The organism is Chitinophaga sp. YIM B06452 (assembly GCF_039655965.1).
GTDB lineage: Bacteria > Bacteroidota > Bacteroidia > Chitinophagales > Chitinophagaceae > Chitinophaga.
On the sequence record NZ_JAWLKY010000001.1, the window covers coordinates 692,741 to 706,162 of the forward strand.

Here is a 13,422-nt window from a genome sequence, read left to right on the forward strand (position 1 = left end):
AGTGTACTACTAAACTAGTACACTGTAAATGTACGGCAATTTCTTTATTCTCCAAATTTTTCTGCAAGAATTTGATCATTTACTATTACCCTGCCCGGAAATATGGGATTAACTTGTGGTTTTAACGGTTCTATATGTTCAAATGGCTACTCACCGCTTGTATGGCGCTGGCGCTTCCTTCGCTGGGGCAAACGCAAAGGATCTATCTGTCTCCTGACGGGAAAGACGCTAATCCCGGCACCAAAGAACGGCCCCTGGCCACGCTTCACCGTGCGCAGCAGCTCTGGCGGCAGGTCCGCGCGCAGCATCCCGGGCGGAATATCCAGGTGACCCTGCGGGGAGGTACTTATTATTTAGACAGTGCGCTGGTGCTGACGCCGGAAGATAACAGCAGCATGAACAGCGTACTTTTCATCATGGGCTACCCGGGCGAAAACGCCGTGATCAGCGGCGCGCGGCCATTAAAAGTGAAATGGGAAGCGCAGGATGTCGGTATCTTTTCCGCTTCCATACCCGGTTCTGTTACCGCGATGGACCGGCTGTATATGAACGGGCAAACACAGATACTGGCGCGTTATCCCAATTACGATTCCGCTGCAAGGTTCTACCACGGCACTTCCGCGGATGCGCTGGCTCCCGAAAGGATTAAAAACTGGAAACACCCCGAAGGCGGCATTGTACATGCCCTGCACCGCGCTGAATGGGGCGGTTACCACTACCGCATCACCGGCGTGGACGCAGCCGGCAATGTCATACTGGAAGGCGGCTGGCAGAACAACCGGCAGATGGGTTTGCATGCGCAGCACCGCTTCGTAGAAAACATCCGGGAAGAGCTGGACGCGCCGCAGGAGTGGTTCTTCGACGCAGCGCAGCATACGCTTTATTATAAACCGCAATCCGGGCAGCAACCCGCCGCTGATATTGCGTATGCATCGCTCACAGAACTGATCGTAATAAAAGGTTCAGAAAAGGAACCGGTAAGACAGGTGATACTTAACAATCTCCAGTTCACCGGCAACGCCAGGACCTTCATGCTCACCAAAGAACCGCTGCTGCGCAGCGACTGGACCATCTACCGTGGCGGGGCGCTGCTGGTGGAAGGCGCGGAGTACTGCTATGTGAGCAATTGTTTTTTTAACGAAGTGGGCGGCAACGCCGTGTTCGTGAATAACTACAACCGTTACGTGAGCATAGACAGCTGTCATATTTATAAAGCCGGCGCCAGCGGCATCGCTTTCGTGGGCAATCCTGCTGCGGTGCGCTCTCCCGCGTTTGAATACAACGAGGCCGTTCCCTACACGCAGATGGATCTCACGAAAGGCCCGAAGGGCAACGATTACCCGAAACAATGCAAGGCTACGGACAACCTCATACAATACACCGGCGAAACGGAAAAACAATCCGCCGGTGTGCAGATCTCCATGGCCTCGCACATCAATATCGCTTACAACACCATTCACGACCTGCCGCGGGCGGGCATCAATATCAGTGAAGGCACCTGGGGCGGGCATATCATTGAGCACAACGACGTGTACAACACCGTGCTCGAAACCGGCGACCATGGCGCATTCAACTCCTGGGGCCGCGACCGCTTCTGGCACCCCGACCGCCGTGTGATGGACAGCGCCACCACCGCCAACATCAGCATGGTGCTGCTGGATGCGGCTACCAAGACCGTGATCCGCAACAACCGCTTCCGCTGCGATCATGGCTGGGATATAGACCTGGACGATGGCTCCAGCAATTACCGCATCTACAACAATGTATGCCTCAACGGCGGCCTCAAACTGCGCGAAGGATTTTTCCGCACCGTGGAAAACAACATCCTGCTGAATAATTCCTTCCACCCGCATGTATGGTTCCTCAACAGCGGCGACGCATTCCGCCGCAACATCGTTACCACCGCCTACAAACCTATACAGATCAAGCAATGGGGCGAGAAAGTGGATTCCAATTTCTTCCCTGATGCCAATTCGTTAAAAGCAGCGCAGGCGAATGGCACAGACCGCCATTCCTTATACGGCGACCCGCAGTTCATCGATTTTTCGGCGGGCGATTACCGCGTAAAGCCCGGCAGCCGTGCGCTGAAAGCAGGTTTCCGCAATTTCCCGATGGACCGGTTCGGCGTACGTATCAAAAGGCTGAGGGCTAAGGCCGCGCGGGTGCCTTTGCCTGCAACTTTATTTTCCCGGCAATCAGGCCCGCAGGCGAGCATCAGCTGGAAAGGCGCAACTGTCAAGAATATTGAAGGGTTGGGCGAACGCTCCGCCACCGGCCTGCCCGACGAAAACGGCGCTTACTTCGTAACCGTGCCCGCGGGCAGCGAAGCAGAGAAGATGGGCTTCCGCACAGGAGATGTGCTGCTGATGCTGGAGGGCGAAAAGGTGGGCAATGTCAAAGATTTCCTCAGCATCTACCAATCCAATGCATGGCGCCAGCAACTGAAAGCCACGGTGTTCAGAAACCAGCAGCCGGTGGAGATCAGTGTTTCGAAATAATATTCAGCGTACAATAAAAAGAAGGCCGCCCCGGATGGGACGGCCTCTTTCTTTACAAACCTCTTAAAGACGTGTTATTTCAGCTCAGGGTAGAGCGGGAATTGTTTCATGAATTCATTCACTTCGCCGCGCACTTTCGCGATCAGGTCTTCGTTGTCCGAATCGAGGATCAGTTTGTCCATCCATTCAACGATCTGCGGCATATGCTCTTCCTTCAGGCCGCGGGTAGTGATAGCGGGCACGCCTACACGGATACCGGAGGTGATGAAAGGAGATTTATCGTCGTAGGGAACCATGTTCTTGTTCACGGTGATATCCGCTTTCACGAGTATCTGCTCGGCTTTTTTACCACTGATGTTCTTGTTGCGCAGGTCTATCAGCATCAGGTGGTTGTCTGTACCGCCGGAAATGATCTGGTAGCCTTTCTCCACGTACGCACGGGCCATGGCCTGCGCGTTGCGGATCACCTGGCGGGCGTACTGGTCGTAGTCATCCGTCAGTATCTCGAAAAAGGATACTGCTTTGGCAGCGATCACATGTTCGAGCGGACCACCCTGGATGCCGGGGAATACGGCCATATCCAGCAGGTTGCTCATCATGCGCACTTCTCCTTTGGGGGTTTTGAGGCCGAAGGGGTTCTCAAAATCTTTACCCATCAGGATCATACCGCCGCGGGGACCGCGGAGCGTTTTATGCGTGGTGGTGGTTACGAAATGGCAATGCGCGAAAGGCGAATTGAGCAGTCCTTTGGCGATAAGACCGGCAGGATGCGCAATATCCGCCATTACGAAAGCGCCTACTTTATCGGCGATCTCGCGGATGCGTTTGTAGTCCCAGTCGCGGCTGTAAGCGGAAGCTCCGCAGATGATCACTTTCGGCTTTTCCTGGAGCGCTACTTCCTCCATTTTATCGTATTCAACCAGGCCGGTCTCTTTATTCACGCCATAAAAGAACGGCTGGTAAAGTTTACCGGAGAAGTTAACAGCGGAACCATGAGTAAGGTGCCCGCCCATGCTGAGGTCCAGGCCCAGTATCTTATCGCCGGGCTGGAGGATGGCCAGTAATACGGCAGCATTGGCCTGTGCGCCGGAGTGCGGCTGAACGTTGGCATATTCTGCGCCGAAGATCTGCTTCGCGCGGTCGATAGCCAGCTGCTCGCTCAGGTCTACCACTTCGCAACCGCCATAGTAGCGGCGCCCGGGGTAACCCTCTGCGTATTTATTGGTCATTACATTGCCCATGGCCTGCATAACCTGGAGGCTCGTAAAGTTCTCCGAAGCTATCAGCTCAATGCCATGGCGCTGTCTTTCCAGTTCCTGGCCAATGATATCAAATATCTGCTGGTCTCTTTGCATGGTGAAGGAAAATTTTAAGACGCAAAATTAATCTTCTTCCGGGTAATTATAAACTTGGAATTGATGAAAAGAAGTCCCTGGTAATATAAATGTTAATCCTAATATTAATCCGATAATGATAAATCCTAATTCATTTTTAAGGATTGATTCCGTAATTTGCCCGCGATTACGCAGTGAGAACGGTTTATCGTAAGCAGTGAACCAAACACTCCAAATCCTGTACATGAAGGCAATAATTCCAGTAGCCGGCGCAGGCACCAAACTGCGCCCACATACATATACACAACCTAAGGCTTTGATTCCACTCGCCGGCAGAACGATCCTGAGCATTATCGTGGATCAGCTGGTGGAGGCAGGCATCCGCGAATTCGTGTTCGTGGTGGGTTATCTTGGCGAGAAGATCCAGCATTACGTTGAAAAAAAATATCCTGACCTGACCACGCATTTCGTGCAGCAGAACTCACGCGAGGGCACGGGCCACGCCATCCTGCTCACGCGCGACGTAGTGGGCAGCGACGAAGTGCTCATCGTGCTGGGTGATACCATCGTGGAAGGGGATTTCCAGGAAGTGATCAGCTCGCCGCATTCCGTGCTGGGTGTGAAGAGGGTGGACGATCCGCGCAATTTCGGCGTGGCGGAGATCAACGATCAGAACAAGATCACGCGCGTGGTGGAGAAACCCCAGATACCGAAGTCGAACATGGCGCTGGTGGGCATGTACAAGATCAGGGAAACCGAACAGCTGTACCAGTGCCTGGAAGACAATATCAAACAGCAGGTGCGCTCGCACGACGAGTTCCAGCTCACCGACGCGCTGGAATGCATGATCCGCCATGGCGTACAGTTCAATGCCTTCAAGGTGAACAACTGGTTTGACTGCGGGCGGAAAGAGACCCTGCTGGAAACCAACGCCATCCTGCTGAAGAAATACAAGCTGGCCACCAACCCGGTGCTGCCCTACGAAAATACCATCATCATTCCCCCCGTAAGCATCGGCGAAGGTTGCAATATCAAGAACAGCATCATCGGGCCGAACGTGGCCATCGGCGATAATACCGTGATCAGTTATTCCATCGTGAAAGACTCCATCATCGGCTCGTTCAGCAATCTTTATGAAGTAGTGCTCAAATCGTCCCTCATCGGCAGCGACGCCAATATCCGCGGGCTCAGCCAGAGCCTGAACATCGGGGACAATACGGAGATCGACCTGGGCTAACGCTTTTATCGTTAAATTGCCTCCCTGTAACCAATCATCAACACATGGCGGCATTCAGTAATCCCGTTACAGAGCTATTCAGCATAGATTATCCCATCATCCAGGCAGGCATGATATGGGCCAGCGGCTGGCGTTTAGCCAGCGCCGTGAGCAATGCCGGCGGGCTGGGCCTCATCGGCTCCGGCAGCATGTACCCTGACCAGCTGCGCGAACATATCCGCAAGTGCAAACAGGCTACCAGCCACACTTTTGGCGTAAACGTGCCGCTCCTCTACCCTGACATTGAAAAGCATATAGACATCATTATCACAGAAGGCGTGAAAGTGGTATTCACTTCCGCCGGCAATCCCAAAACCTGGACGCCCGTGCTGAAAGAAAAAGGGATCACCGTAGTGCACGTTGTATCCAGCTCGAAGTTTGCCGTAAAAAGCCAGGACGCCGGCGTGGATGCCGTGGTGGCCGAAGGTTTTGAAGCAGGCGGCCACAACGGCCGCGAAGAAACCACCACCATGGTGTTGATCCCCGCCGTGGCAGACGCTGTAAAGATACCCGTGATAGCCGCAGGCGGCATTGGCTCAGGAAGGGCCATGGCGGCGGCTTTCGCACTGGGCGCCTCAGGCGTGCAGGTAGGCAGCCGTTTTGTGGCCACGCCCGAAGCATCGTCGCACCCATCGTTTAAAGACGCAGTGGTAAAGGCCGGCGAAGGCGATACCATGCTGTCGCTTAAACAGCTTACGCCCGTGCGGCTGCTGCGCAACGCTTTCTTCGAAGCCGTACAGAAAGCCGAGCAGGCAGGGGCGAGCCGTGAAGAACTGAATATCCTCCTGGGCCGCGGCCGTTCCAAGCGCGGGATGTTTGAAGGAGACCTGGCGGAGGGAGAGCTGGAGATCGGCCAGGTGAGCGCGCTCATCAGCGATATCAAACCTGCGGCAGACGTATTGCGGGAGATCTGGGACGAATTCCTGGAAACCGGGCGCCGGCTGGGCGGTTTGACGAACGGGCAGCGAATCTGTTAATAAAGGATCGTCATTGCATGAAAAGCCCGTCATTGCCAGGAGCTGCAGGGTATGCTCTGCGGCAGGAAGCGCGACGAAGCAATCTCCAAATATGGGGTGTATCAATTCAATGCAGGAGATTGCTTCGTCGCCCCTCCCGCTTTGGCTCAGCGGCTCCTCGCAATGACGGGCTTTCCTTTTGATTAAAGAATATTTAGTTCTTCCGCACCACCCATTTCGCCACTTCTTTCAGTGTTACCTTTTTACCATACAATAAAATACCCGTGCGGTAGATCTTCGCCGCCACCCAGGTAGTGCCGATGAACCCGCCGATCAGCAGCAGCATAGACAATCCCAGCTGCCAGTAAGGCACCGTGCCCGGCACGCCGTAAGGTATCCTCGCCATCATCACGATGGGCGACGAGAAAGGGATGATGCTTCCCCAAACCGCCAGGCTGCTGTTGGGTTTGCTTACCGAAGCGATCATGATGAATATGGAAAAGATGACCGGCAGGGTGATCGGGAAAGTGAGCGACTGCGCATCGTTCGGGTCTTCATTCACCAGGCTGCCCACCGCGGCGAACAATGCCGCGTAGAACAGGTAACCACCCAGGAAGTAGAACAGGAATATCATGATCAGGAAGGTCCAGTTCACACCCTGCAACGCTTCCTGCACCTGCAACGCCATCTGCTCGCTGGCAGTATACGACGGGCTGCCCGTCATGCCGTTGCTCATCGCGCTGCTGGCCATTTCAGGGCCCCATGCCAAGATGATGAGAAAATACAGCCCCACTATCAGTACGATCCATATGAGGAACTGGGTAAGCCCCACAAAAGCGATCCCGATGATCTTGCCCATCATCAGCTGGAAAGGCTTCACGCTGGAGATCATTACTTCGGCAATGCGGTTCATCTTTTCCTCCATTACCCCACGCATAACCACGGTGCCAAACACCAGCAGGATAATGTAGATCAGGAAACCGGAAGCGTAGCCAATAATATAAGCGCGGCCTGCGCTGCCTTTCTTTTCTTCCCGGCCGGCCAGGTTCACGATGTCCACATCGGCGCGGATGCTTTCCAGCTTCGATTTATCGATGCCGGCCTGCTCCATGCGTTTGTCTTCCAGCACATTTTCCAGCTTCTTCTCCATTTTGGATTTCAGCATGATATTCATCTGGCCCTTGCTGTAGAAAATGATGCTGGGCGGGCGGTTCACGTCCATCTGCGGGATATGCAGCACCCCGGTATAGCCGAGCTCTGAATAGCTCTTTTTAAGGGAATCGATGTTGGCATCAACAAATTTGTAATGCAGGTTATCTTCATCCGCGATCTTGCCGGTGAATATCTTGCTCTCATCCACTACGGCCACGTTCTCATTATCGGTGCCGTCCGCGATCAGTATAGGCACCACCAGCATGCCCACAAACAACAGCGGCAGCAGCAGGGTGGTCACTATGAACGACTTCTTCTTTACACGTGTCAGGTATTCTCTCTTGATGATGATCCAGATCTTGTTCATGGTTGCAGGATTATTGGCTATATGAATGCTTGTTGACGTATACAGAATCGGGCACTTCGTATTCCTTTTCCCCGATCAGGTACTTGAATGTTGCAGCCCATTCGGGCTTGTTCTTATTGGATGTATCCAGTGCACGGGTTGCCAGGTCAGTCCTGTAATAGTTCGTGCTGGAATTATACGCACTGTCTTCCACTTCTCCCCAAATAGAATTGACCGCCATCCAGGCATCAACGGAAATGCTGTTACGGATCAGCCAGGTATTGTAACTCACCGCATCACCCGCGTCTCCCCAATCGTGCACCAGGTCGAAAGCATAACCTATCGAATCTGCTTCATGATCATAATATAAAAGGCTCAGCACTGAAATGTCATATTCACCGGGCGTTCTTGTGAGCAGCCCTGTCAGCCGTTCGTTGATCCGGAATTTATAGCAGGCGTAATAACCCATGAAATGGTCTTCTGCCGCCGGGTGAAATCCCTGCGTTAATCTCACTGGCAACAGGCTGCTGTGTGCTGAATCCAGCCAACGGCCTTTGTATTTACCAATGATGCCGCCGCCTTCCCCACGTTCTACACTGCCAAGATTCAATGTATCTGTATCGAAAGACAGGTTTTCATACAGCTCCAATATCTTCCCTGCAGGGCGTTTCGACAGAAGGACCGTTGAATCTGCCGTTGTTGCCGCTGCACTATTTTTTATTGCTTGCCGCCCGGCATTATTACAAGCCAGCAGGGCCAGCGCACTTATTAAGTATAAAAATTTCATAGGCATTTAATTCGCCATATCCGTCATCTTCACCTGGGAGATGAACACCTCGTTGATAGTGGGCAATATTTCCTTGAAAAAGTTCACCTGGATGCCATGGTGAATGAAGTGGGATAGTATGTCATTCGTCTGGCTGAATTCGTTCAGCTTAACGGTATAAGCCTTGTCGTGGTTCTGGATGATGGTGAAATGATGGGTGGCCATCTGCGCGGGGTTGGGCTGTGTGTCCAGCCCGATGCGGAACAGGTGCTGCTTGAAGTCCTGTTTGATCTGTTTTACCGGCCCGTCCAGTATTTTGCGGCCTTTGTTCACCAGCACAATGTGGTCGCAGATCTCTTCCACCTGTTCCATGCGGTGGGTGGAAAATATAATGGTGGTGCCGTTCTTTGCCATTTCAAATATCTCATCCTGTATCAGTTGCGAGTTGATCGGGTCCAGACCGGAGAAAGGCTCGTCGAGGATCAGCAGCTTGGGGTGATGCATGATGGTGGAAATGAACTGCACCTTTTGCTGCATGCCTTTGCTCAGCTCTTCGATCTTTTTGTTGGACCAGGAAGTGATCTCAAATTTATTGAACCAGTAATCGATCTTGTCCAGCGCTTCCTTTTTGCTCAGGCCTTTCAGCTGGGCGAGGTAGAGGGCCTGCTCGCCTACTTTCATTTTCTTGTAAAGGCCGCGCTCTTCGGGCATGTAGCCGATATATTGAATATCATGGTGGGGGTCGAAGCGTTTGCCGTCAAACAATATCTCCCCGGCGTCAGGATAAAAGATGCCGGTGATCATCCGCAGCAGCGTGGTCTTGCCCGCGCCGTTCGGTCCCAGCAGGCCGAAGATGCTGCCTTTCGGGATGGAGAAACTGATATCGTCCACCGCTTTGTGGGTGGCATAGTGCTTCTTGAGATGTTGCAGGTCCAGTACGTTCATAACTTTGATTGACGATGTTAAATTACAGGTTCTCCCGAACGGGGCCAAGGAATTCATAAGGAATTTTCATAATAATACACGAACCGGCCTTTGCTACATACGAACGCCCGCGATGGCCTCCGCCACGCGTTCACCGTCCATTGCGGCAGACACGATGCCGCCTGCGTAACCGGCCCCTTCGCCGCAGGGATAAAGGCCTTTCACCTGCGGATGCATGAGCGTGGCGTCTTCCCGCGGGATGCGCACGGGCGAGGAGGTGCGTGATTCCGTTGCCACGAGAATGGCATCGTCTGTATAATATCCCCTTATCTTTTTACCGAAGGCTTTAAAAGCTTCACCAAGGCGGGTATGCACGGCGGCGGGTAACACTTCGCGGAGGTTCACGCTGTTCACACCGGGAATGTAAGAGCAATCGGGCAACGTGGCGGATACTTTTCCTTTTACAAAGTCTGTCATGCGCTGGGCCGGAGCTACAAAACAGCCGCCGCCTGCTTCGTAGGCTTCTTTTTCTACGGATTGCTGGTAGTACATGGCGGCGAGACTGCCCTGCTTCGCAAATGGCGCAAAGTCCCCTTCATCTACCGTTACAACCATACCTGAGTTCGCGTAAGGGTTGTTGCGTTTAGAAGGGCTCCACCCGTTCACCACCAGTTCGCCCGGCGATGTGGCGGCCGGGGCGATGATACCGCCGGGGCACATGCAGAAGGAGAACACGCCGCGGCCTTCCACCTGTTCCACCAGGCTGTAGCTGGCGGGCGGAAGGTAATCGCCGCGGAGGCTGCAATGATACTGGGCGCTGTCTATGAGCGATTGCGGATGTTCCACGCGCACGCCTAATGCGAAGGGCTTTGCTTCTATTAATATATGTTTATCGCGCAGGAGATGGAAAATGTCGCGGGCGGAGTGGCCGGTGGCGAGAATGACATGCTTTGCGTCCCAGGTTTCGCCGCCGGCGGTCTTTACGCCGGTGATGCGGCCATCATGTATAAGGAAGTCCGTCACCTTCTGTTCAAAGATCACTTCGCCGCCGCTTTGGATGACCTGTTCCCGCATGGCGGTAATGATATGCGGGAGCTTGTTGGTGCCGATGTGAGGATGCGCATCGGTGAGGATATTCTCATCTGCCCCGAACTGCTGGAAGATATGCAGGATGCGGTTGATATTGCCTCTTTTATTGGAGCGGGTATACAGCTTGCCGTCTGAATAAGTGCCGGCGCCGCCTTCGCCGAAGCAGTAGTTCGATTCGGGGTTTACGATGCCGGTTTTGTTGAGGGCTGCCAGGTCCCTGCGGCGGGCGCGCACATCTTTCCCTCTTTCCAGCACGATAGGTTTCAGGCCGAGCTCTATGAGCCTTAGTGCGGCGAACAGGCCAGCAGGCCCTGCTCCTATTACGATCACGCGTTCTGCTTCCGGCTTTACGGGATCGTAATGAAAGCCCGGGGATGTTCTTTGCCGGAAGGGCTCTTTCACGAACACTTCGAGCGTGAGCACGAAATATACCTGTCGCGAGCGGGCGTCTATGGAGCGTTTGAGGAGATTGAAGCCGGTGATGTCCGCAGGTTTCACGCCGAGCGAAGCGGCGGCGTGCCTGGTGATGGCCTTGTGCTGGCCGGCCTCCTGCGGAGGCAGCTTGAGGGAGATCTGTTGTATCATGCGCGGTTAGGTATTTATCCTAAAACTGGCTGCGAAGATACGGTATAAACGGCAAAAGGCCCCTTTGCGGGGGCCTTCGCGCTATTCAATAAGATTGACCAATGATTAGAAGGGAAGATCGTCCCCACTGTTGCCGCCGCCTTGTGAGAAGGGGGCTTCCTGTGAGGTGTTGTAATCGGGCTGGCGGTCTGCACCGGGCTGTGCCTGCATCATGCTTTCCATACGCCATGCGTCGAGATTGGTGATGTAATTCACTTTACCATCTTTTTCCCAACGCGTGCCTTTTATATTAAAATAAACTTTAACCATTTCCCCTTCATTGTGACGGTCCACAATGCTGGTACGATCCTGCACAGACTGAAACTTGATATAATTTGTGATCACACGGCCGTTGATATCATCAGACTTCTCGATCACAAATTCCCGGGTCTTGAACGATTCGCTGCGCTGAACCGTATTGTACTTCACTACCAGCTTTCCGGTAATTTCAAAACTCATAATAACAAATTTAAAATTTCAATTCCGCCAAAGATAAGTTTTTCAGTACAGTGCAGCTTAATTACTTTTGCACAAGTTATTCGCAATTATTGCGAACCATATCATAAATTTGCACGGAATTTGAGAATAACGAGAAAGCAGTTACCTAAAAAAGTGAAGAGCGCTACAGCCAACTGAGTATCCCCCGGGTTTACGAAATGATAGGCGACATGGCAATGGTATTTTACCAGATATGCCGGGCATTCTATGTAAACAAGTAAACAGTTTCACAAATTACTTGTTAATCATGCTTGTACGGTTTAACACTTTTCATTGTAATGGAATTGCAGGCTAAACGGGTGTTTTAGCCGATAAAACTTGAATAAACAGGGTCTGAACATTCTGTAATTGTTGGAAATAAAACAAGGCCAGATAAATTTTTTTTTTCAACATTTTCTACAGATATTCGTCGTCCTGTCAAAAAAGTTCTTCAACTGCCCGCATTGAAGAATTTGTATTCGAGAACACCCAAATTATAAACACGACTAATTATTTTTTACTAAATGAATAAAACTTGCGAACAAGTTTGGGAAAGGTGTCTGAATATAATCAGGGATATTGTGGAATGGCAGCCATTTAAAACATGGTTTGAACCGATAAAACCCGTAAAGCTTGAGAACAATGTTTTAACCATCCAGGTGCCCAGCCAGTTTTTCTATGAGTACCTGGAAGAACATTACGTAGGCCTTCTTGGAAAAACCATCAAGCGGGAGTTAGGAAAAGAAGCACGGCTGGAATATCGGATAGTAGTTGAGAACGGCACTCCACATCAACACCCTAAGACCGTGAATATGCCGACGCAGTTCACCAAACCCCAGAAGGACAGTGAAGTTGATTTCCCGTTAACGATACAAAACCCGGTGAAGAACCCGTTTGTGATCCCGGGCATCAAACGCGTGCAGATCGATTCACAGCTGAATCACAATTACACCTTTGAATCCTTTATAGAAGGCGATTGTAACCGTGTGGCGCGCAGGGCCGGCAAAACCGTGTCCGACAAACCAGGCGGCACTTCCTTCAACCCCCTCGTGATCTACGGCAGCGTAGGCCTCGGCAAAACGCACCTGGCACAGGCCATCGGCAATGAAGTGAAAAGGCAGGCCCCCAACAAGGCCGTGCTGTACGTGAGCGCCGAAAAGTTCATCAACCAGTTCATAGACCACTCCAAGAATAATATCATCAACGACTTCATCCACTTCTACCAGCTGATAGACGTGCTGATCGTAGACGATATACAGTTCTTCGCCCGCGCCGAAAAGTCGCAGGATGCCTTCTTCGCCATCTTCAACCACCTTCACCAGAGCGGCAAACAACTGATCCTCACCTCAGACAAACCGCCCAAAGACCTGGACGGCGTGCAGGAAAGGCTGCTGAGCCGCTTCCGCTGGGGCCTCAGCGCAGACGTCGGCCTGCCCGACTTCGAGACCCGCATGGAGATCCTGGAAATGAAAATGCGCAACGACGGTCTTGAAATGCCCAAAGAAGTAGTGAAATACGTAGCCTACAACATCCAGAGCAACGTACGCGAGCTGGAAGGCGCGCTCATTTCCCTGCTGGCGCAATCATCCCTCAACCGCAAAGAAATTGACCTCGAGCTGGCCAAGCGCGTGCTGAAGTCTTTCGTAAAAACCTCTTCCAAAGAGATCACCATCGAAAGCATCCAGAAAATGGTCTGCGAATATTTTGACGTGGCATACGACAAGCTGTTGCAGAAAACACGCAAACGCGAGATCGTACAGGCCCGCCAGATCACCATGTACCTGGCCAAGAGCTTTACCAAGAACTCGCTCAAGACCATCGGCGAACACTTCGGCGGCAGGGACCACACCACCGTGATCCACTCCTGCCAGACCGTAAAAGACCTTATGGATACTGACAACAGTTTCCGCGACAGCGTGATCGAATTGCAACAAAAAGTGCAACTCGCTGCTATGTAACCTAACCGCAACCTGCAAAAAT

At 52.4% G+C, this 13,422-nt stretch carries 10 protein-coding genes; 4 read left to right on the top strand and 6 right to left on the bottom strand.

Annotated features, from left to right (window positions below; translation table 11 throughout):
- Positions 1-134: 134 nt before the first annotated feature.
- Entirely contained in the window at positions 135-2,498 is a 2,364-nt protein-coding gene (locus tag R3I13_RS02505; protein WP_346316339.1) for a PDZ domain-containing protein, read from the top strand.
- Between the two features lie 74 nt (positions 2,499-2,572).
- On the opposite strand, the gene glyA is transcribed toward R3I13_RS02505, so the two are convergent.
- Positions 2,573-3,853, bottom strand: a complete 1,281-nt coding sequence (gene glyA / locus R3I13_RS02510) for a serine hydroxymethyltransferase (RefSeq protein WP_346316340.1) — start codon at positions 3,851-3,853, stop codon at positions 2,573-2,575.
- Between the two features lie 223 nt (positions 3,854-4,076).
- Here glyA and R3I13_RS02515 point away from each other — a divergent pair, with 223 nt between their 5' ends.
- A complete protein-coding gene (locus tag R3I13_RS02515; RefSeq protein ID WP_346316341.1) occupies positions 4,077-5,069 on the top strand; it encodes a sugar phosphate nucleotidyltransferase in 993 nt (330 codons plus the stop codon).
- Between the two features lie 44 nt (positions 5,070-5,113).
- On the top strand, positions 5,114-6,085 hold the full coding sequence (locus tag R3I13_RS02520; protein WP_346316342.1) for a nitronate monooxygenase: 972 nt from the start codon (positions 5,114-5,116) through the stop codon (positions 6,083-6,085).
- Positions 6,086-6,278: 193 nt separating this feature from the next.
- On the opposite strand, the gene R3I13_RS02525 is transcribed toward R3I13_RS02520, so the two are convergent.
- The 5 genes from R3I13_RS02525 to R3I13_RS02545 form a co-directional block, all read right to left on the bottom strand.
- On the bottom strand, positions 6,279-7,583 hold the full coding sequence (locus R3I13_RS02525; protein ID WP_346316343.1) for an ABC transporter permease: 1,305 nt from the start codon (positions 7,581-7,583) through the stop codon (positions 6,279-6,281).
- 10 nt (positions 7,584-7,593) lie between these two features.
- Complete coding sequence (locus tag R3I13_RS02530) at positions 7,594-8,349, bottom strand: hypothetical protein (protein ID WP_346316344.1); 756 nt, start codon at positions 8,347-8,349, stop codon at positions 7,594-7,596.
- 6 nt (positions 8,350-8,355) lie between these two features.
- Complete coding sequence (locus tag R3I13_RS02535) at positions 8,356-9,273, bottom strand: ABC transporter ATP-binding protein (RefSeq protein ID WP_346316345.1); 918 nt, start codon at positions 9,271-9,273, stop codon at positions 8,356-8,358.
- Positions 9,274-9,366: 93 nt separating this feature from the next.
- Positions 9,367-10,926: an FAD-dependent oxidoreductase gene (locus R3I13_RS02540; RefSeq protein WP_346316346.1), complete on the bottom strand. Its 1,560-nt coding sequence runs from the start codon at positions 10,924-10,926 to the stop codon at positions 9,367-9,369.
- Between the two features lie 105 nt (positions 10,927-11,031).
- Positions 11,032-11,424, bottom strand: coding sequence for a DUF3127 domain-containing protein (locus tag R3I13_RS02545; protein WP_346316347.1), 393 nt, complete (start codon positions 11,422-11,424; stop codon positions 11,032-11,034).
- A gap of 542 nt (positions 11,425-11,966) precedes the next feature.
- Between R3I13_RS02545 and dnaA the strand changes: the two genes are divergently transcribed.
- Positions 11,967-13,400: a chromosomal replication initiator protein DnaA gene (gene dnaA, locus R3I13_RS02550; RefSeq protein WP_346316348.1), complete on the top strand. Its 1,434-nt coding sequence runs from the start codon at positions 11,967-11,969 to the stop codon at positions 13,398-13,400.
- Positions 13,401-13,422 lie beyond the last annotated feature (22 nt).

Coding starts and splice junctions, on each gene's coding strand:
- R3I13_RS02520 (WP_346316342.1), top strand. CDS start 5,114: ATGGCGGCATTCAGTAATCCCGTTACAGAGCTATTCAGCATAGATTAT.
- R3I13_RS02535 (WP_346316345.1), bottom strand. CDS start 9,273: ATGAACGTACTGGACCTGCAACATCTCAAGAAGCACTATGCCACCCAC.
- R3I13_RS02530 (WP_346316344.1), bottom strand. CDS start 8,349: ATGAAATTTTTATACTTAATAAGTGCGCTGGCCCTGCTGGCTTGTAAT.
- R3I13_RS02515 (WP_346316341.1), top strand. CDS start 4,077: ATGAAGGCAATAATTCCAGTAGCCGGCGCAGGCACCAAACTGCGCCCA.
- glyA (WP_346316340.1), bottom strand. CDS start 3,853: ATGCAAAGAGACCAGCAGATATTTGATATCATTGGCCAGGAACTGGAA.
- R3I13_RS02525 (WP_346316343.1), bottom strand. CDS start 7,583: ATGAACAAGATCTGGATCATCATCAAGAGAGAATACCTGACACGTGTA.
- dnaA (WP_346316348.1), top strand. CDS start 11,967: ATGAATAAAACTTGCGAACAAGTTTGGGAAAGGTGTCTGAATATAATC.
- R3I13_RS02540 (WP_346316346.1), bottom strand. CDS start 10,926: ATGATACAACAGATCTCCCTCAAGCTGCCTCCGCAGGAGGCCGGCCAG.
- R3I13_RS02545 (WP_346316347.1), bottom strand. CDS start 11,424: ATGAGTTTTGAAATTACCGGAAAGCTGGTAGTGAAGTACAATACGGTT.
- R3I13_RS02505 (WP_346316339.1), top strand. CDS start 135: ATGTTCAAATGGCTACTCACCGCTTGTATGGCGCTGGCGCTTCCTTCG.